The organism is Dictyobacter aurantiacus, from assembly GCF_003967515.1.
In the GTDB taxonomy this organism is placed as follows: Bacteria; Chloroflexota; Ktedonobacteria; order Ktedonobacterales; family Ktedonobacteraceae; genus Dictyobacter; species Dictyobacter aurantiacus.
On sequence record NZ_BIFQ01000002.1, the window covers coordinates 1,920,034 to 1,939,860 of the forward strand.

17 protein-coding genes and 1 pseudogene are annotated in these 19,827 nt (G+C 52.1%); 10 read left to right on the forward strand and 8 right to left on the reverse strand.

Annotated elements, in window-relative coordinates; translation table 11 throughout:
* Position 1: 1 nt before the first annotated feature.
* On the reverse strand, positions 2-3,409 hold the full coding sequence (locus KTT_RS32510; RefSeq protein ID WP_218031067.1) for an ATP-binding protein: 3,408 nt from the start codon (positions 3,407-3,409) through the stop codon (positions 2-4).
* 569 nt (positions 3,410-3,978) lie between these two features.
* Between KTT_RS32510 and KTT_RS32515 the strand changes: the two genes are divergently transcribed.
* The 4 genes from KTT_RS32515 (at position 3,979) to KTT_RS32530 (ending at position 6,796) form a co-directional block, all read left to right on the forward strand.
* A complete protein-coding gene (locus KTT_RS32515; protein WP_160146294.1) occupies positions 3,979-4,767 on the forward strand; it encodes a PHP domain-containing protein in 789 nt (262 codons plus the stop codon).
* A gap of 18 nt (positions 4,768-4,785) precedes the next feature.
* Positions 4,786-5,517, forward strand: a complete 732-nt coding sequence (locus tag KTT_RS32520) for an FAM151A/B family protein (protein WP_126601860.1) — start codon at positions 4,786-4,788, stop codon at positions 5,515-5,517.
* Between the two features lie 84 nt (positions 5,518-5,601).
* A complete protein-coding gene (locus tag KTT_RS32525) occupies positions 5,602-5,904 on the forward strand; it encodes a YciI family protein (RefSeq protein ID WP_126601861.1) in 303 nt (100 codons plus the stop codon).
* Positions 5,905-5,914: 10 nt separating this feature from the next.
* The gene (locus tag KTT_RS32530) at positions 5,915-6,796 is read left to right on the forward strand and encodes a proline iminopeptidase-family hydrolase (protein WP_126601862.1); all 882 of its coding nucleotides are present in this window, start codon (positions 5,915-5,917) and stop codon (positions 6,794-6,796) included.
* A gap of 20 nt (positions 6,797-6,816) precedes the next feature.
* On the opposite strand, the gene KTT_RS32535 is transcribed toward KTT_RS32530, so the two are convergent.
* Together KTT_RS32535 and KTT_RS32540 are read right to left on the reverse strand one after the other, a co-directional pair.
* Positions 6,817-7,653 carry an alpha/beta hydrolase gene (locus tag KTT_RS32535; RefSeq protein ID WP_126601864.1) on the reverse strand — a complete coding sequence of 279 codons (837 nt, stop codon included), beginning with the start codon at positions 7,651-7,653 and terminating at the stop codon, positions 6,817-6,819.
* 70 nt (positions 7,654-7,723) lie between these two features.
* On the reverse strand, positions 7,724-8,269 hold the full coding sequence (locus KTT_RS32540) for a non-canonical purine NTP pyrophosphatase (RefSeq protein ID WP_160146295.1): 546 nt from the start codon (positions 8,267-8,269) through the stop codon (positions 7,724-7,726).
* A 219-nt stretch (positions 8,270-8,488) separates the two neighbouring features.
* Between KTT_RS32540 and KTT_RS32545 the strand changes: the two genes are divergently transcribed.
* Entirely contained in the window at positions 8,489-9,724 is a 1,236-nt protein-coding gene (locus KTT_RS32545; protein ID WP_126601868.1) for a serine hydrolase domain-containing protein, read from the forward strand.
* Positions 9,725-9,758: 34 nt separating this feature from the next.
* Positions 9,759-10,607, forward strand: coding sequence for an LLM class flavin-dependent oxidoreductase (locus KTT_RS32550; RefSeq protein WP_126601870.1), 849 nt, complete (start codon positions 9,759-9,761; stop codon positions 10,605-10,607).
* 47 nt (positions 10,608-10,654) lie between these two features.
* Here KTT_RS32550 and KTT_RS32555 read toward each other — a convergent pair whose 3' ends face one another.
* From KTT_RS32555 to KTT_RS32575, 5 genes are all read right to left on the reverse strand, one after another.
* Positions 10,655-11,119 carry a ClbS/DfsB family four-helix bundle protein gene (locus tag KTT_RS32555; RefSeq protein WP_126601872.1) on the reverse strand — a complete coding sequence of 155 codons (465 nt, stop codon included), beginning with the start codon at positions 11,117-11,119 and terminating at the stop codon, positions 10,655-10,657.
* Positions 11,120-11,188: 69 nt separating this feature from the next.
* Complete coding sequence (locus tag KTT_RS32560) at positions 11,189-11,794, reverse strand: P-loop NTPase family protein (protein WP_126601874.1); 606 nt, start codon at positions 11,792-11,794, stop codon at positions 11,189-11,191.
* A 646-nt stretch (positions 11,795-12,440) separates the two neighbouring features.
* Positions 12,441-13,250, reverse strand: a complete 810-nt coding sequence (locus tag KTT_RS32565) for a retropepsin-like aspartic protease (protein ID WP_160146296.1) — start codon at positions 13,248-13,250, stop codon at positions 12,441-12,443.
* Positions 13,251-13,406: 156 nt separating this feature from the next.
* Positions 13,407-13,862, reverse strand: coding sequence for a carboxymuconolactone decarboxylase family protein (locus KTT_RS32570; RefSeq protein ID WP_126601878.1), 456 nt, complete (start codon positions 13,860-13,862; stop codon positions 13,407-13,409).
* Positions 13,863-14,031: 169 nt separating this feature from the next.
* Positions 14,032-14,613 carry a dihydrofolate reductase family protein gene (locus KTT_RS32575; protein ID WP_126601880.1) on the reverse strand — a complete coding sequence of 194 codons (582 nt, stop codon included), beginning with the start codon at positions 14,611-14,613 and terminating at the stop codon, positions 14,032-14,034.
* Positions 14,614-14,873: 260 nt separating this feature from the next.
* Here KTT_RS32575 and KTT_RS32580 point away from each other — a divergent pair, with 260 nt between their 5' ends.
* From KTT_RS32580 to KTT_RS32600, 4 genes and pseudogenes are all read left to right on the forward strand, one after another.
* The gene (locus tag KTT_RS32580) at positions 14,874-15,890 is read left to right on the forward strand and encodes a phosphotransferase (protein ID WP_126601882.1); all 1,017 of its coding nucleotides are present in this window, start codon (positions 14,874-14,876) and stop codon (positions 15,888-15,890) included.
* A gap of 153 nt (positions 15,891-16,043) precedes the next feature.
* Positions 16,044-16,139: pseudogene (locus tag KTT_RS32585) on the forward strand (helix-turn-helix domain-containing protein); the annotation flags it as partial.
* A 577-nt stretch (positions 16,140-16,716) separates the two neighbouring features.
* Positions 16,717-18,480: a group II intron reverse transcriptase/maturase gene (ltrA, locus tag KTT_RS32595; protein ID WP_235845940.1), complete on the forward strand. Its 1,764-nt coding sequence runs from the start codon at positions 16,717-16,719 to the stop codon at positions 18,478-18,480.
* A gap of 5 nt (positions 18,481-18,485) precedes the next feature.
* On the forward strand, positions 18,486-19,622 hold the full coding sequence (locus KTT_RS32600; protein WP_235845941.1) for an RNA-guided endonuclease InsQ/TnpB family protein: 1,137 nt from the start codon (positions 18,486-18,488) through the stop codon (positions 19,620-19,622).
* Positions 19,623-19,827: the final 205 nt, after the last annotated feature.

Below are 19,827 nucleotides of genomic sequence, written 5' to 3' on the forward strand. Positions count from 1 at the left end.
TTTAGCCCCTGATTGTTGTTGGAGACTGGTGCAGGGGGAGGGAAAACGATACCGTCGTTCCTTCATCTGGCTTGCTCTCAACCCAGATAGAGCCATGATGCCGCGTGATGAAGGCTGACGAGATATACAGGCCTAATCCCAGCCCAGGATAGGTGAACTGGCTCTCTCCTTCGACCCGGTAGAAGCGTTCAAAGAGATGCAGTTGCTTTTCGGTGGGAATGCCGATGCCAAAATCTTGTACCGACGTGATGACCGCATCGTCCGTGCACCGTGTTTTTACCACAATGGTATCGGCCTGCGGGGAGTATTTTACCGCGTTGGTCAATAGATTGATAAGCACCTGTCCGATGCGCTCACGATCAGCGGTGATGGTGATGCCAGGGGTTAGATACTGTATGATGTGATGTTTAGGAGCCGCTCGCTGCATATCCTCAACGATCTCGCTGATGAGGGGGCTCATCTCAAAGGAAGAGGGATGGAAGATCAGCTGTCCCTCCTCAATGCGTGTCACATCGAGTAGATCTCTCACCAGGTTTGTCAGCCTGTTAATCTGCGCATCCATTTTTTGTAACAGGGTAGCTGAACGCTCATCACCTTCCTGGCGGAAGCGGCGCTCCAGCAACTGCGCGTAGCCCTTCAAACTGGTCACGGGCGTTTTCAACTCGTGGCTGGCAACGCCAATAAACTCATCCTTCTGCCGCGATAGCTCTTCGCTACGCTGTCTCGCCAGGACCTGTTCAGTCACATCAACGCCATGTACAAGAACTCCATCAATAGTTCCCTGTGAATCATAGGAAGGTTGATAGACGAAATTAAAGTACAACTTTTCCAGCATACCATCACCTGTGCGATCAATCTGGGCTGGAACCTCAACGCCGTGAGCGGCATGGCCGGTCTGATATACCGAGTCGAGTAGTTTCAGGAAGACCTGCCCTTCTAGTTCAGGGATGACTTCGCGGATCGGTCTGCCAATAACGGGCTGGCGTATTCCATGTAGCTGTAGAGATAATGAGTTGGCAAGTTCAAAGATATGATCGGGCCCGTTCAGTATCATAATGATCGCGGGCGCTTGCATAAAGAGATCATGCAGACGTTGTCGCTCGGCTCTGACGCGCTCATCTGCCTCTCTGCGGATACGTGCCATCTCCAGGTGTGCGCGGATGCGGGCCAGCAGTTCTCGCGCGTTAAAAGGCTTGATTAGATAGTCGTCGGCTCCTGCCTCCATCCCTTCGATCTTCGCCTCTTCGCCTGCGCGGGCGGAAAGCAGGATAACGGGGATAGTTCTTGTCTCCTGATCTGCTCGCAGTGCCTGTAATAGTTCAAATCCATCCATGCCCGGCATCATCACATCCGACAGCACGAGGTCCGGCCGGTGTTGTTTCACCGCGGCCAATGCTGCCAGGCCATCTGACACGACCTGGATGCTATAGTGAGGGCTTAACAACCGGCTGACATAGTCGCGCATATCGGCATTATCATCTGCGAAGAGTATCTGTGCCGTTGATGGTTGTGCATCATGATCTGTTTGCCCACCGTCATACGAAGGGACTATATCTAACTGCACATCGACGAACTCGTTTTCACCGGCCAGTGACCTGAAGGCCTCGACGATGTAGGGTTCCGCGCTGACTGCTGTGGATGCGAGTGTGCGCGTGGCGGCGATGCGATCTTGTGGCAGATGGGCCGTTCCCAGCGGGAGCGAGACGGTAAAGGTACTTCCCTGGCCGGGTATGCTGGTTACGTTGATGGTTCCCTCGTGCAGCTTGACCAGCTCCTGCACCAGGGAAAGTCCGATGCCGGTCCCCTCGATTGTGCGCCCTGTACTCTCCTTAATGCGATGGAAGCGTTCAAATATATGAGGAAGTTCCTCTGGAGGAATGCCCACGCCGGTATCTGTGATCGCGAGCTCAATATGCGTATTGTGCTGCTCAAGCGTTACGGTGATCCCCCCCGCCATGGTGTACTTAAAGGCATTGGACAGCAGGTTGAGGACGATCTTTTCCCACATCTCGCGATCTACGTATACCGGTGAATCCATGGGCTGGCACATCACCGTCAGCGTCATGCCGGCTTTCTCTATGACGGATCGGAAGCTGCTGGCGAGATCCGTGGTCATGGTTGCCAGGTCGGTTGGTTCAAATACAGCCTGGACGCGTCCCGCTTCGATACGAGAGAAATCCAGCAGGGTGTTCACGAGCTTCAGCAGGCGCAGGGCGTTGCGATGTAAGATCTCGGTACGCGTGCGCTGCTCTGGTGAAAGCGTGTGCTTTTCGGACAGCATATCCTCAATGGGCCCGAGCATCAGCGTGAGGGGGGTACGGAATTCATGGGAGACATTGCTGAAGAACACGGTCTTGGCCGTGTCAATCTCGGTCAGGGCTTCCGCGCGTTTGCGCTCCTCCTCGTATGCCTGCGCATTGGCGAGACTGGCCGCGATCTGGCCTGAAACAAGGTTGAGGAATCCCTGATAGTTTTCATCGAACAGTCTGAAAGGATTGAGACCAACAATTAATACCCCCGCTTTCCCGGTATGGCCCGAGGGAGCAATGGGGATAGCTACGGCCTGACGTGGTGGGCGCTTCCACGCACCTGTAGGCAGGGTATCACTCAGGTGATCCAAATTATCGATCTCACAGATTTTCTGTTCTCTCAGTACATCGGCGAAAGGCCAGAGACCGGGAGCGCCGAGCTCGGCGGTCTCCGGTACGGCCTGGTGGTCGCGTGAAATACCAGAGGTGCCGCACAGGTTCACTGATTGTGTTTCTTGATCGAACAGATAAATCATGGCGAAGGGGATATCATGGAGGTTCTGCTCCATGCTGGCGGCACTGAGGCGACAGGCCTCGGTAATGGTACGCGCATCAGCTGTCTGGGTGGCAAGGGTACGTAGTAACTTTACCTGCCGATCACCGATGATACGCTCTGTGTCGCTGGTATTGGCGCAAATAATGCCACCGACGCCGCCCTGGTCTCCTGGTACTGGACTGTAAGAGAAGGTATAATAGGTTTCTTCGGGATAACCATAGCGTTCCATGATGAGCAACAATGCCTCATCATAGGTGCCCTCATTCTGTTCTACCGCAGTGCGAAGCCGTGGTCCCAGTTCATCCCATATTTCACGCCAGACAACCGCTGCGGGTTGACCCAATGCTTCCGGATGTTTCCCTCCCGCAATGGCTTTGTAGGGATCATTGTAGAGCTTAATCAGTTCTGGGCCCCAGCCAATCCAGATCGGCTGGCGGGACGTGAGCATGATACGAACCACCGTTTTTAGACTTTGCGGCCACTGTTCAACAGGTCCAAGAGGGTTACACGACCAGTCGAAGGTACGTATGCGTTCCCCCATCTCTCCTCCGCCCGCTAGAAAGTCAATGGATGCAGAAGGTCCAGGCATCGGTTGCGGTGCCATATATGTGATTTCTCCTTAGTACGGTGGCTGTGCAAATATGTGGAACTGCTAATAGAGATAGTGTGACCTGTGATACGCCTGGTAAAAAAGAAGACTACTTTTTCGTCTACATCGGGTACAGGCACTTACTTTTGCTCGTTTTCCTCGATTTCTTTGCGTCAATCGGAAGTTGTGCCAATCGGCCCTATCTATGTATTTGCAGATAGATAATATCGCTGTATAGAAGATACACGAAAATGTTGTGTCTATGCAAGCTGAACAGGAATTTGGGGTGAATACTTCAGGAAGTGTAGCATATAGATGGTTTATGTTCTTCTTTCATCTTGCTCTCAGGACTGGCTGCTTAGCTGTGCCAGAGTGTTGTTTTGTGCATGAGAGAATACTTCCAGAACGATGGAGGCGTTAGAGATAGCGCTGCCTGTAGCGAATATCTCTATCTTTATATCAGGTTCTAGAAAATTTTACATTACATAATGCTACTATTATATTTACATACTATGTTGTAAAAAATGTCTGGAAACGCAGGCTGGACGCGGCCAGCCTGGTACAGAAGGGAGATCACATTACCTATGCGTATTATTTCTGACTTTCATAACCATATCTCTTACACTTCTGCTCAGGCCATGGTTCGGTCCGCTCACCAGCGAGGACTGAAGATATGTGGTATCTCCGAGCATATCTCTCAAACGGTCGAAGGGCGTCCCGTGCTGGCGCATATGCCGCAGGAAGGGGTTATCATGCCGATGGAGGAGTACCGCCAGCAGGTGTTGGAGGCAGCCCGGTTGGAACATATTGATGTACGCCTGGGGCTTGAAGTCGACTTCTATCCAGGCAAGAACGAGGAGATCCAGGCGTCCTTGAGTGGCTATACGTGGGATTTTTTGATTGGTTCCATCCATGATGTTGATGCACTGCATTATGATCGCGTGAAAGAAGATTTTGGCCGCGAGAAGGGCGAGGCCCTCTGGCTGCGCTACTTCGAGTTACTGCGCGAGGCGGTGAGCAGCGGTTTCTTTCAGGTTGTGAGCCATCCGGTACGCATGCGAACGACCAATCCCTATCTCCCTCCTACCTTTGATCAAGAGCTTGAACGCCTGGCAGCCGAGGCTACGCATTGTAACGTGGCCCTGGAGCTCAACGGCTTTGATGTGCTAACCTATCCCGATGTGGTTCGACGTTTGATGCGCGCCTGTGCGTTGCAAGGTACAGCTATCAGTTGTGGCTCCGATGCCCATTATCCAGAGGAGGTCGGACAGGCTCACACGAAGTTTGAGGATATCCTTCGTGAAGCGGATATCCGACAGGTTCGTATCTGGAAGCAGCAGCAGCTAGAAGAATATACTATCGAAGATTTCTGATCAACGGAAAGAAGTGAGATGCTTATGAAAGACGCCATGATCTATTTAAAGGAACACTATGGCATCGACGTTCTGGGTGATATTACCTGGGCACATGCAGTCAACAGCCAGCAGCGGCTGCGAGAGACATTGAATAATCCGCAGATAATGATGCTAGAAGTTGATGTAATCCTTTCTGCCAACGGTGAGGTCGTGCTGGGCCATCCACCGGCCCTGGATAGTGATCTTCATTTTGATGCCTTTATCGACAGCATGGCTAGCTCCCAGCAAGGGATTAAACTGGATCTGAAGGACCCGGAAGTGCTCATTCCCTGCCTGACGAGCCTGAGGGATAGCGGCTTACAGCAGCCGGTTCTGCTCAACGCTGGTGTGGTGCCAGGAAACGATGGAATGCCGCCAAAGTTTAACACCATGGGCTTTTTCGCCGCCTGTAAAAAGCTCTATCCTCAGGGCATCCTGTCTCCCGACTGGACCAACGAGTATGCACCGCTGACCGAGAAGAATATAGACGACATGCTCCATTTCTGCCAGGACTTCGAGCAGGTGACGTTTCCCATCAACGCCAGATTGCTTCCCTTCTCCTGGCCTTATCTATCCAGGCTGTTGCGGCACGATGGGTACTCATTAACTATCTGGGATGGCAAGCCAGTGGACAAGTACCTTTATCTCTGGCTGCGGGAGAACACTGATCCGACCCGCGTCTGCTACGATTGTGTGGATGAAGTCGGTCAAACGCTGCATTGGTGGTAAGAAGCGTGAAATAGGAATAAGATTGACCGGTATCCGGGGTACTATTAAGGAAGGATCTTATACTGCGCGGACAAGGAGGTGTCGATGCCAAAACAGTATTTCGCGGTAACCCTGGAGTGTGGTGATAACTGGGATGCCAGGTATCCGATGCGTGAGCAGGCGTATTGGGATGAGCATGCCCGATTGATGGATGAACTTGTCGACGATGGCTTTATAGTTCTCGGCGGTCCACTTGGTGGTGAAGAGAAAGTGCTGCTCGTCATTGATGCAGAAAGCAGACAAGCCCTTGATGCCGGTCTCGCCGATGATCCCTGGCTGGTGAAAGGCGTGAGGCGCATCGCCAGGGTCGAGCGCTGGACCATCCTTCTGGAATCTACCCACGAATGAGTACCCCGATATGATGACATTTACGTCCCCATTATTCCGTGAAGGCTTCATTCCCTTTAAAGGATATCGTACCTGGTATCGTATCGCGGGAGATATCAACTCAATCTCGACGGATAGTGTTCCGGTGCTCGCCTTGCATGGTGGACCAGGTATTCCGCATGAGAGCCTGCAGCCGCTTGAGCAATTGGCGCTGGTTGGTCGCCCGGTTATTTTTTATGATCAGCTCGGCTGTGGAAACTCCGATCGGCCAGATGACATCTCATGGGATATCTCCATCTTTCTTGAGGAGATTGCCGCGATACGAGATGCTCTCCAACTTGATCGTGTGCACCTGTTTGGACATTCCTGGGGTGGCATGCTCGCCCTTGAATATGCGTTGCGCGAACAAGAAACGCTGGCCAGTCTGACTCTGGCCAGTACGCCAGCTGATGCTCAACATATGTTTGCCGGGCAGCAACGTATCTGGCAACAGTTACCGGCCGATATCCTGACGCTACTGAAAGTACAGGGAGAGGAAAGGGATGCTGCCCGTCAACGAGCATTGGCCTATTTTGACCGGCACTTCTACTGCCGGTGCGATCCCTGGCCCGACCACCTCCTGCAAGCGCGCTCTCCTGAGAAAAGGAATGTAACATTAAATCAATGGATGTGGAACACTGCCCTGCGTGAGTGGAACATCACACCACAGCTGCATAAAATCATCCTGCCCACCCTGATTACTGCCGGTTCCCATGATGGCATCGCCGTTGGACAGGACAGTATTCTGCATGAGCGCATTGCAGCATCTCAGCGTGTTGTCTTTATGGAAAGCTCCCACTATGCGCATGCTGAAGAAACCGAACGCTACCTTGATGTGCTTCAACAATTTTTGCACCAGAGCGAACCAGTATAATCCAACAGGACGATCTCAAACTAAATATCGTCCTGTTGTTTCAGGTGCTCGGCAAGAAAGGCCAGTGTGGCTTTGATGATTTCTTGGCTGCGCGCATCATCATTGAGGATATCGAAGCCATGCTCGCCATGGGGATGATTCATGAAGGTGATAGGGATGTTGCGTTCATTGGCGACGCCGATAAACTCGTCGAGCGCTTCATTGAGGAATGGGCGATCTTTGCCTGCTTTGGCGATGAAGATGGGCGCGACCCTGGATGCATCAACCTGTCGTAAATGATAGACCGGCGAAAATTCGCGGGCTAGCTCTGCTTCTTCCACTGGAAAGTGAAAATAACGCGGATTCAGCAGGCCCATGCCGCCATAGTAGGCAACGATACAGCGTATATATGCTGGAGTATCGCGCAGGACGCCAGGCAATCCATGAATGGTTCCCTGTGAAAAGGCACAGATGCCCAACCGTTCCGCGTCGATACCCAATGAGGCACTATTGTCTCGTACATAGTGAATAAGAGCATCGACATCACTGCCGGCGTCATGGAGCCTGGTATAGCCTTCATCTGTACGATGTTTGAACATTACTGCAATCAGCCCGGATGCCGCAATGAGCTGTCCCCATGAAACATACGGGCCAGATTCTTTAATGTGCTTGATAGACGTTGCCTGCGAACCTCCATGTACCAGGAGAACCGCCGGATGAGGCGTCTGAGATGCCATCTCGGGTGGGTAGTAGACATCCATCTGCAATTTTTCTGCAGCGACCGTCTTATAGACAATATCTTTGCGCACTCGAACCTGTTCCATGTGGGGCATCTGATAGACGACGCGCATCTGGTTGATTTCTTCAAGGTTTCGCATGTGTTTCTTCACCCCTCCTTTTTTTCGGAGATCAACTACCATTTCATCCAGGCATTCATTGTGCCAATATTTAAAGGCTTTTGAGATGGACTCGCAGTTTTTCTAACGCTGCCTTGCGCATAGATGCTTCTTTTTGTTCTTCGATGGTCAGCTCAGCCCAGGTTTTCTCTGATCCGCTGGGAATGAAGATGGAGTCCCAGCCAAAGCCGTTTTGACCACGGGGTGCCAGTGCGATCGAACCTTTTTGTGAACCTCTAAAGGTGTGGAGCGCTTGCCCATCATACAGACCGAACATGACCGTGGCTTCAGCGGATCTATCTGGATAGCTATCGAGTAAGCGGCATAGTCCATTGGTGCCTAACTCCGCCAGAAACCATTTGATCAGTGGTCCGGGTAGTTTACCCAACGCGCCAAAGCATAGCGAGGTGTCTTCTACCAGAACGGGAGATTGAACATGCTGATACGCCTCTTTCGCTTTCCACGCAACGATGGTGGCTAAATCGAGCGATTGAATCTCGGGAAGATCAATTTTTTTGTGGGTGAGAGGAACATGTAAGAGCCAGCTTACTTGTTCCGCCTTGCCTTTGTTGCCTGTAATAAATGTGAGTGGTTGCAATATACAAAACCTCAATTTTCTTGAGAGAACGCATGCCTACCAATAGGATGCCATTGATATGGATAAAGGATATATTGTGATTGCTCTAATTATGACATAAGGATGTCGCCATTCTCCTGCTATACTCTCTTATAAAAGAGACGTATGACGCAGGGGTAGCAACGGGCGCGGTTGTTCTTTTATCACCCTGGAATGAGAAAACATAAGAGGTGTATGTGCATGCATAAGAGTGGACTTTCACAGAAGCGGCTGGAGCGTTTGAGCCGGGTTTTGCAGGGCTATGTCGAGTGTGGCGAGATGGCAGGTATCGTGGCCCTTATCCATCGGCGCGGCGAGGAGGCCCATGTAGAAACCATTGGCTGGCAGGATAAAGAGACGCGAACCCCTATCAAACGCAATACGCTTTTTCGTATAGCTTCAATGACCAAACCAATTATCACTGTTGCGATGTTGGCCCTGGTTGAAGAGGGGAGGATTCGCCTCTACGATCGGATTGATACCTGGCTGCCGGAGCTGGCGGATCGGATGGTGATGCGTGATCCGCTGGGTTCACCAGATGACGTCTATCCATCGTCGCGCGCCATTACCTTGCATGATCTACTGACGTATCGCATCGGCATTGGGTGGGGCGCATCCAGCCTGAGGCCTCAGCTCTTCGCGTTGACTGCCGCCCCCGCCTCTGATGCGCTGCAGATTCCCGACAGGGTGTACCTCGCTCCTGAAGCATGGATGGCTCGTCTTGGTGAATTCCCTTTGATCTATGAGCCGGGGACGCGTTGGATGTACCAGGTGTCCTCTGACATCATGGGGGTGCTGATCTCCAGAATCACGGGCAAGCCGCTGGAGATGTTCTTGCGCGAGAGCCTGTTTGAGCCGCTGGGGATGGTGGATACGAGTTTTTCGGTTTCGCCAGAGAAACGCGACCGGCTGGCAACGCTCTATGCGGCAGCGCCTGGAGGAGGCATAGAGGTACGGGATCATCCACGTAACACCGGCTGGGCCGAGCCGCCCATCTTTCCCGCTGGCGCCAGCGGTCTCGTCTCCACCGCTGATGATTACCAGCGCTTTGGACTCATGTTGCTGAACAAAGGCGAACTGAATGGTGTCCGCATCCTCTCGCGCAAGACCGTGGAGGCGATGACAACCGATTATCTCACCCCTGAGCAACATATGCATCCCTTCTCCAATTTTGACCGCTATGATATGGACCCTGAGGCGAGCATGTGGGACAACTGGGGATTTGGCTATGGGGTCGCCGTCAGAACCAGGCGCATCGGATTGGGACCGAGCGTAGGCTCCTTCTACTGGCCGGGCGCATTCGGTACCACCTGGATCGCCGATCCACAGGAGCAGTTGATGGCGACCGTTCTGCCTCAGATGCTGGGTGCCAATCCATTCTACACGCAGCTCGGCGAAGATTTTCTGGCTATGACCTACCAGGCCATCTCGGATTAATGTTATATTTAAATAAAAAAAAGGAATGCTCTCTATGCGATTTGCTCTCGATATTCCCCACTTTGGTCCTTTTAGTGATCCTCTTGTAGTAGCCGAACTGGCACATGAGGCTGAGGAGGCGGGATGGGATGGCTTCTTTATCTGGGACCATATTAACTATAAGCTGGCTGGATCGTCAGAAACGCTGATGGTTGCCGATCCCTGGATTCTGATGTCCGCGATTGCACTGCGTACTAAACGCATCAAGCTTGGTCCGATGGTCACGCCTTTACCACGCCGGCGTCCCTGGAAGCTGGCACGCGAAACAGTGACGCTCGATCAGCTCTCGGGAGGGCGTCTGATTCTTGGTATTGGTCTGGGTAGCGACCGCAGCGGAGAGTATAGCGCATTCGGCGAGATTACCGATGCCAGGGTACATGGCGAGATGCTTGATGAGAGCCTGGAGGTCCTGACCCGGCTCTGGAGCGGCGAGAAAGTCAGCTATCAGGGACAGCATTATCAGCTCTCAGAGGTACAATTTCTGCCCAAAGCTATCCAACAGCCGCGCATCCCGATCTGGGTCGCGGGCAACTGGCCCAACAAAAAGCCATTTCGCCGCGCTGCACAGTGGGATGGCGTCTTCCCGCTGATGGCTGGCCGCGATCTCACGCCAGATGACTTCCGCGAGATCCTTGGCTACATCCGTGCTCAGGCCACGCAGAAAGCGACCGCCTTCGATGTTGTCGCCGGAGGGCTGACCAGCGGTACGGACAAGGCCAGGGATGTAGCTCACGCCGCATCATTCGCCGCAGCCGGTGCCACCTGGTGGCTGGAAAGCTTCTATTCCCAGCACACACTTGCGCAGGTTCGCCAGCGCATTCACCAGGGTCCACCACGCAATTAATCTCCTTTAGGAAGACAGCAAGCAAAACCTACTTGCTGTCTCCTTTATTACGCTAACTGCAATTTGGGAGCATTGGGTAAGCGATGATCTTCATAATGATCGATAGCGTCGATTCTCAACCAGAGTTGAATGCGTTCGTTCTCAAATGCGTGCTCGGGTAGCTCTTTAAGGAAGTGCTCAAAGATGTCCAGCGTCTCCTCAAATCTGGCCTCGACGGCGTCGCGAGTCCATTGCTGGTACTGCTTCACCACCTCGGCATTGAATGCATCCATATCGTTGGTGCGTGGAACGCTCTGGCCGTTGATAATCTGATGGGATCTGTGCATTGAACGTTCCCACCACGCGATCACATGCGCCAGAACATCCTGAACGCGGGTGTATCCCTGCTGCTGAGCATAGCGAACGAGCTCTTCCTCGGACAACGTGTGCAAATGAGCCAGATACTGCTTCCATCCTTGCTCTAGTGCTGTCAGGAGTTCCTGGCGATTGAATTGCCGCTGTTCTATTGCCATGATGCCAACCCTTTCATATGTGAAACATCGTGCTGATAACACGTTGTATTGCGGGAATTGTCTGTATTATTATTGGGTGAGAAGCGCAAGGAAACGCTCTCTGCCTGCTTTGTCATTGATCAAGATCAGCTTCTCTTTATACCGTTCAAGGTAGTCAGTGACGAATTGAGCCGTTGGAGGTATGATAAACTCTCCATACGTGGAGACGTACTTACTGACAAACTCCTTTGTTGGAGGATCAGCGATCTTCGCATGCTGCTCAATATAGTCGTGGAGGCTCTTTGCCGAGGGAACCTCCTTATCGCTTTGATTGAGATAGTAGCGGCGTGTACCCTTCATCAAGTGAATGAGGAGCTTGATGCCGTTGAGGCCGGGATAATCCTGGGTACCACGCAGGCTATTCAAAACATGGCGGCGTACCATCCGCTGCATCAGCACGGGTAGGGGCGCGTGAAGGAGTACAATGTAGTCAGCATGATAGAGCATCGCTTCCGTAAAGATAAGATAGATGCCCTCGGTGACCCAGCCTGGCTGCTCCGCGATATCCACCTCATTGACCTGCTTCCAATCTACCTTATCCAGGTTGTAGTGGGGGACCTGATATCTGGCGGCTATGCACTGCGCGAGCGTCGTTTTTCCGCTGCCGGGGCCGCCTATGATATGGACTTTGACCATATGTTTGTTTTCCTCTTCAAAATGGTTACGCTGGTTTATTTCCTGTAACTGTGCGATCATTGCTTGACGGTTGCTTGCTGATGCATTTCTCTCTGTGGAGAGGGCATACAGGCAACCAGTATTGTTTGTCGCGGCATTGAGCAGGGACAGGTGGTGGGAAAAGAGGTTTTGTTATCACCTTCACGTAATCAAATGCGCATGTGAGGCGGCGCAAAGTGGAAATGTCAATGACAGTTTTGCTGCGGATTCCCGATCCAACATCTCTGTTTGCTGCGCTTCTCCATACCCCAGGGCACCATCTGTCTCTGCCCGCATATACGATACGCTGTATCTCATTGGTATGTGTCGTATTGTGCAAGAGAAGCAATAACCAAAGCTAGCACAATAAAGCCGAGGAGTATGTTGAGCAACCCCTCCACAGAAGAGATACTTTGTATGTGATCAGGAAGCATAGTGCCTGTTTCATCTATATCAAATGAAACAGGATGGAGTTAGCGCTGTGCTGGCATAGATGTTCGATCCTCCAGAATAGAAATGAATGTATCCGATCGTAGTATAACCGGATGGAAAGCGATCTGTCAATTATATGCGCGTTTAGGCGTTTAGAAAGCGCAAATTGCAGACAGCGGTATTCTATTTGCTATGCTCACGAGCTGATGCGTTGGGAGATGGCCCAGCGTTTGCCTGGAAAGTCGAACAGCCAGTGGGCCTGGCATAGCGTGGTGTAGCCCAGTATCAGATCCATCGGAACTTCTATGGTGGCGTTTACCGGCGACAGGTCGACACCAGCTATTTTGTGCGCTGGAAACGCATAACCACCGATGAGGGTGGGGGCCATCATAAAGATCGGGGTTTCCATGCTGGCTCCGGTCGGGTCGGTCCCTTGAGATTGTCCGATGGGCTGAAAATAGCTGGAATGCTTTTCGATGAAGGTCAGGTCCGCGATGGTTATGCCCCCGCCTGTATCCCATACCGTGCGGGCTGTAAGTGTATCGAAATGAACATCAATGTACGGGTGAAATTTCTGATCCAGAAATAGTTTCTGCCAGGATAGGTCTGCCACAGGCACAGCTGGTTGCTGAATGCTGACCCTGTTCTGATCGAATAAGAAGTGGAAGCAGAAATCTTTAAGGATATCCATGCCGATCAGGCCTGTTTTGGAGGGATGATCGGGGTTCATACGGACCAGTGGAAAATCCCGCTTTACAATCGGACCAAGATCGATGGCGGGTACGCGAATGACGTCTTCGTGATGAGCCTCAAAAACTCCTGACGAGCTATGTTGTTCGATGCTGTCGAATGAGGATGTGTAGTCGTCAAAGACAACGCTGGTTCTCGCCGCTCCGGTATCGAGCAGAAAACGGTATGGCTTGTCTTCAAGCGATCCATCAACGAGAATCTCGGCAACGTCAACATCATCTTCATCGGGCTTGATGATGAGATCAAAACCGCCCACAATATCTTCCTCTCTACAAACGATCCTGGTTAACATATACCAACGCAAATGTTTGAAAGGATCGTAACATAGACAGCTTCTTCTGTCAAAATGCGTGTACAGTCCGAGCCCCCGCTCGGACTGTACACGCATCAAGATGTCTATTGCCGGCGCTCATTACCAGTTCTGCCCTGCGGCCTGTCTGGTGGTGGCGTTGAGGCGGTTGAACAGATTAGTGGTGGCGATCATGAGGACGATGGCGGCCAGGCCTTTCTCGTCGTAGTGGCGCGTGGCCTCTTCCCATATGGCGTCTGAAACGGAGTCTGGCCGATCGGCCAGACGCGTGGCGGCCTCGGCGAGCGCGAGGGCGGCCCGTTCAGCGTCGGTGAAGTAAGGCGCTTCGCGCCAGGCGGCTACGGCAAAGAGGCGCTCATCCGTCTCGCCAGCTTTTTTAGCGGTGCGAGCACCCGAGTCAACGCAGGCGCTGCAACCATTGATCTGGCTTACGCGCAGATGCACGAGCTCAAGTGTCTTTGGTGGCACACCACCCTTTCTGGTAGCTTTAAGCAGGGTAAGAATAGAATCCATAGCGTTGGGGAGAAGCATTGCCGGATTGCTCATTCGTGCTTGCATAAATAATCTCCTTCAGTTGTGGGGGATTTGGGTTGTTCAACATCCCAAAACCATCCCCAATTCTTTCGAACAAGTTTGTTTCGCCCATTGGAGGGCCAAATTTCGTTCGCCACCACACTGACGGAGCATGGAGTAAGAATGTGACCAAAGGAGGACGCGATTTTTCATTTTATCTATTAGTAACAGGCCGATAGGTCGCGATGATGACGCCGTTACTGGTGGTTTTGGTTTTGGTGAGTTGGAGTTGGGTGAAGGAGCCACCATCGGGGAAGAGGCGACGTCCTGATCCCAGTACCAGGGGATGGATCAAGAGCACATATTCATCAATGAGGTTGCGCCGCATCAACGATTGGATCAGCACGCCACTCCCCATGATCAAGAAGTCTTTGTCGGCTTCTTGTTTGAGCGCGGACATGGCCTCTGTCGCGTCACCTTTCAGTAGCGTGGAATTGATCCATGGAAGCGGCTCCTGTAACGTTGTTGAGGCGACGTACTTTTGCGTGTTGTTGAGCACTTCGGTGTAGGGATTATTGGTTCGGTGGGGCCAGACGGAGTAGAATTGTTCATATGTCCGTCGGCCCAAGAGCAGGGCGTTGGTATTGGACTTACTATCCCCGACCTGCTCCATCGCGGCGTAGGGTGCTCCCCAGCCACCATGTTTGAAGTTGTCGCGGCGATCCTCATCCGGACCTGCCGGCGCCTGCATAACCCCATCGAGTGTCAGATTGACAAAGGCAACGATTTTACCCATGAGAAGATTCCTCCTTATGTAAAGCGTAGTTAGATATATTTTTTCATTCTGCCAAATGTATTTTGTCCGTTATGATCCCAATGCTTGATTCAAGCGTACCATCAGTAGCATAGAAAAACTTCTCGCATCTTGCTTTCCTTATATCATCAAGCTAGTGTCGCCACGAAAGATGAAGCTATGCATAATGGTTTGACATTTCATGAGGTGGACAGTAGAATTGGGTCCTTGCTATTGGATCATTTTGATTATGGAGGCGACACATGGACGCAACACGCAAGTTTGTTGAGAAGGAGCAATTAACTAACATTGTTGATGCAACCTTTGGTTCGGCGCGTCGCCTGGACACAGTGGCGCGGCTACGAGGCGGTAGCAAAAAGGGTGTGTACCGCCTGACTTTTGACGACGCATTTACCGCGATCCTCTATGTCTGGAGTGGGGAGGAGAATTACTGGCCAGTGGCGCACAGTGAGCAGGAGACAGATGAATTTGATCCGCTCTCAAGTGCCTCAGGTAGCGATCTTTTCGAGGCCAGCCATGCGCAGTTGAACGCTGTTGGTGTACGTACGCCGCGGATCTATTTTCTTGACCGGAGTCGGCGCCATATCACTGACGATGTTGCCGTGGTTGAAGATGTGCGTGGTGGTACGTTAGAGGCTTTGATCCATTCCGATCCGCAGAAGGCGAAACACTCTCTCAAGCGCCTGGGTGAGGCTTTGCAGGTTATGCGGCAACAGCGAGGGAGATGCCCTGGTAAGGTTGCGCTGGTGGAAAGTGTTGGCGATTTCCCATTGCGGCTGTCGTGTGAGCAGATCCTGCTGAGCCGTGCGCTGCGAGACCTTGCCGAGTCCGCGTCAAGGGTCGAGCGCATCGCTCAGGTGCGCGTGCGGCTGGAAGAGAAGATTTATGATCTGGTGAGTGCTGTGCGTCCACGCCATGAGTATAGCCTTATTCATGGTGAACTGGGACCGGATCACGTGCTCGTAGATGAGCAAGGTGATCCGGTTATGATCGATATTGAGGGCACCATGTTCTTCGATGTCGAGTGGGAGCATGTTTTTCTGCAACTGCGCTTCGGTGATCATTACCAGTGGCTGCGCGCGAGCGACCTGGATGAGCAGCGGATGCAGTTTTACGCACTCGCCATGTATCTGTCGCTGGTGAGCGGGCCCCTGCGCTTGTTGGATGGCGATTTCCCCGACCGCGCAGCCATGATGGAGATTGCGCAGTCCAACATCCAGCGTGTCCTTACCTTCCTGGACAAGCCTGATCAAGATTAAGCAGTGCTTGCGAAAGAGTGTGCAACTGTTTCCAAAAAGGTATGAAAAAAGGATCAACTGTAGGCAAAACGCCACGCTTTCTGGTTTCTTGACAAGGGAGAACATTTGCTCTATACTGAGGCAAATATCAAGCAGGAGAACGAGCAAAAACGCATGATTCGCGCCCATAAGATCAGGTTGCATCCCACTTCAGAACAGGCCAACTCCTTGGCACGCGCCGCGGGAGTGGCTCGATTCGTGTGGAATTGGTTGCGACATGAAGTCGCTTGTGTGGCTGTTGGAGCTAGATAAGAGCGTCCAACCTGGTGTTCTCCCACCAGTACTCTACCAAGACCCGCGCCAGGAGTAATCCAGGGGTGGGAAAGCTCTTGGAACAATGTATCTCTTCTCGAAAGAGAGTAGCAGAACCGTGAGGGGAAGCTGCAACTGCCAGCATCAATGCGGTTAGAGGGCTAGGGTGGATGGTATGGCTAACACATGTGAACTGCCGTTAAACGTCGTAAACACGAGCAAGCCAAAGATGCTGTCAGGCTTGAACCAAAAGGTAATATGACGGGAAGAAGGGTATCCAGTTTCCCTCCTCGGAGACAATCAACGTCATCGGCGAACAGGCAGTGCCTAACCCATCCAGGCACACAGGCGGAACATGGTAAGCCTGTATTCTTCCCGATAAGGGAAAGCAACCCGCAAGGGACGCTGATAGGAATGCAGGTAGAGGAAGACGGAGCAAGCGAAAGCTGTGCTGTAATGGCAGAGATAGAGGGCCTCCCTCACCCGAAAGGGGGCTGACTTCCGTCTGGTCTTTCAGGACGAAAAGGAATGGCACATGACACAGAAGGAAAAGCAGATGGCGGCAGAAACGACGGATTCAGAAGCAACTGAAGAGGATACGTCTGCTGGTGCGTCCTTCCACGATATGCTCGAATGGCACGGTATCCAATGGTATCGGACCGAGCGAAACGTGCGTCGGCTCCAAGCCAGGATCGTCCAGGCGACTCAGGAAAAGAGATGGGGCAAAGTGAAAGCCTTGCAACGACTCTTAACCCATTCGTTCAGCGGTAAAGCTCTTGCCGTGAGACGAGTGACAGAAAACCAGGGCAAGAAAACACCAGGCGTAGACAAGATACTCTGGGATACGCCAGAAAAGAAAGCACAAGCCATACACAACCTGAAGCCAAGGGGCTACCACCCACAACCGCTCAGGCGTGTGTATATCCCCAAGAGCAATGGTGCTCAAAGGCCACTCTCAATCCCGACCATGAGGGATAGAGCGATGCAAGCTCTCTATCTCCTAGCCCTCCAACCAGTAGCAGAGACACTTGCCGATCCGCACTCCTACGGGTTCCGACCCGAACGATGTACGGCTGATGCACTCGTCTACTGCCACACGCTCCTCTCACAAAGGCAAGGGGCAGAATGGGTGCTAGAAGGAGACATTAAATCATGTTTTGATAAAATCTCACATGATTGGCTATTGGCTCATATTCCAATGGAAAAAACGATATTGAGAAAATGGCTCAAAGCGGGATATATGGAGAAAAACGTTCTTCATCTGACCGAAGAAGGCACGCCGCAAGGTGGGATTATTTCACCAACGATTGCGAATATGGTCTTAGACGGTTTGAGCCAGTTCCTCTTAGAACGCTTCCCTCGATCAAAACAGGGAAACAGTCCAAAGGTGAATCTGGCAAGGTACGCCGACGATTTTGTGGTCACTGGAGCATCGAAAGAACTTCTGGAACAAGAGGTGAAACCTTCTATCGAACTGTTCCTGAAGGAAAGAGGACTCCAGCTCTCATCAGAAAAGACGGTAGTTACTCATATTAAGGACGGTTTCGATTTTCTCGGACAGCATGTACGGAAGTACAAGAGTGGAGCAGTACTTACTACTCCCTCAAAAAAGAATGTGAAAACCTTCTTGAAAAAGGTCCGAGGAATTATCGAAAAATTAAAGGACAGTTCTGCTGGACAACTCATCGTAAAGCTCAACCCTGTCATACGGGGATGGGCAAACTACCATCGGTTCGGAGCCAGCAAGAAAACCTTTAACTCTGTGGATAATGCGATCTTCAAAAAAGTGTGGTGGTGGGCCAGAAGAAGACATCCACGAAAAAGCGCCACCTGGGTGAAACAGAAATATTTCACGACACAGGGCACATTTAACTGGGTGTTCACAGGAGAAGTCAAGGATGAAGACGGACACACCAAGTTCGTCCATTTACGACGAGCGGACGCGGTAAAAATCCAACGGCATACTTCAATTCAAGGAGCAGCCAATCCATTCGACCCGGCCTGGGAAACCTACTTTGAAAAACGTCTCGACGTGAAAACAGAGCAAAACCTGACCGGAAAAAGACAACTCCTGCATCTGTGGAAGGAGCAAAACGGCAAATGCCCAATGTGCAACCAGAGAATCACAAAGATTACCGGATGGCATAGCCATCATGTGATCTGGCGAAGCAAAGGTGGGACAGATAGGGTCGAAAACCGTGTGCTCCTGCATCCCAACTGCCATGCACAACTCCATAGCCAAGGTTTACATGTAGAGAAACCGCACTCTGTGGACCAACAGAGCGTTAGAAAGGCTTGAGCGGTATGAGGACGAAAGACTCACGTACCGTTCTTAGGGGGCTTGGGCGCAGCAATGCGCCCCGGCTACCCGGCGCGTTGTCCGAGTGGAATCGGCGCTATGACGTTGGGGAGAAACCGACCGCTCTCAAGCTCAAGAAACACTTTAACGCAATCCGACGAGAGCAATTCCCTTGGACCTGGGAGGTGACCAAGAACGCTTCTGACCAACCCATTCTCGATCTGGGCAAAGCTTTTACCGCCTTCTTCACCGGCAAGGCTCGCCGCCCGAAGTTCAAGAGCAAGAAACGCAGCAAGCCGAGCTTCTATCTCTCCAACGACCAATTTGAGTTAAGGGATCATCGCCTCTGGGTTCCCAAGCTCGGATGGGTCAATATGGCCGAGAATCTTCGCTTTGAGGGCAAAGTTCTCGGTGCACGCATCACCAGAACCGCCGACTGGTGGTTCGTGAGTATCCAGGTCGAATTGCCTGACAAAATCCCTGAGAAGAAAGCGGCAGCGGTGGGCATTGATGTCGGATTGAACCGCCTGGCAACCTTAAGTACGGGAGAGCAAGTCGAGAACCAAGCCTTTCTCAAAACCGCACTGGGGAAACTGCGGCAGGCCAACAAACGCTTGCATCGGAGAAAGCCGGGGTCGAAGAATCGGGAAAAAGCGCGCAGGCAGGTGGCACGTTTGCACTACCAGATTGTGTGCTTGCGCCAGGATGTCCTGCAGAAGCTCTCGACCAGGCTGGTGAACTGCTATGGCATCATCGGGGTAGAGCACCTGCATCTCAAGGGGCTGCTCAAAAACCGACGGCTGGCCCGTGCGTTCTCTGACGCCGCGCTCGGCACGCTGGTGCACCTGCTGGAAAGCAAGGCCTCCCAACAAGGTGGGCAGGTGATCAAGGTCGATCGTTTCTTTCCTTCCAGTAAGACCTGCCACTGCTGTGGGTGGACGTGGGAGCAGATGGCCCTCAAAGATCGCGTCTTTGTGTGCCAGAATCCTTCCTGCCCCTATGTTCACTTTCCTCAGGATCGTGACCACAATGCTGGTCAGAATGTCCTTCGAGAAGCCCTGCGCTTGATCGGGCTCATTGATCAAGCCGTCTCCGGTACTGGCTCGGACGAAGACGAAAACTTGGCTGTGGACGCGGGGTAAGACCAAAAAGGCCGCCTGGTCTTGAGGCGCCTACGGATGAAGCAGCAACAACGAAAGATGCAAGAAAGCGATGCGTGCATACGTTTTCCTACATTAATCGGAGCAGTTCCATGATGCACTGGCGCTATACACAGAATATGCCATATCATTGGAAGCGGCTCCTGTAATGTCGTAGATGCGACGTACTTCTGCGTGTTGTTGAGCG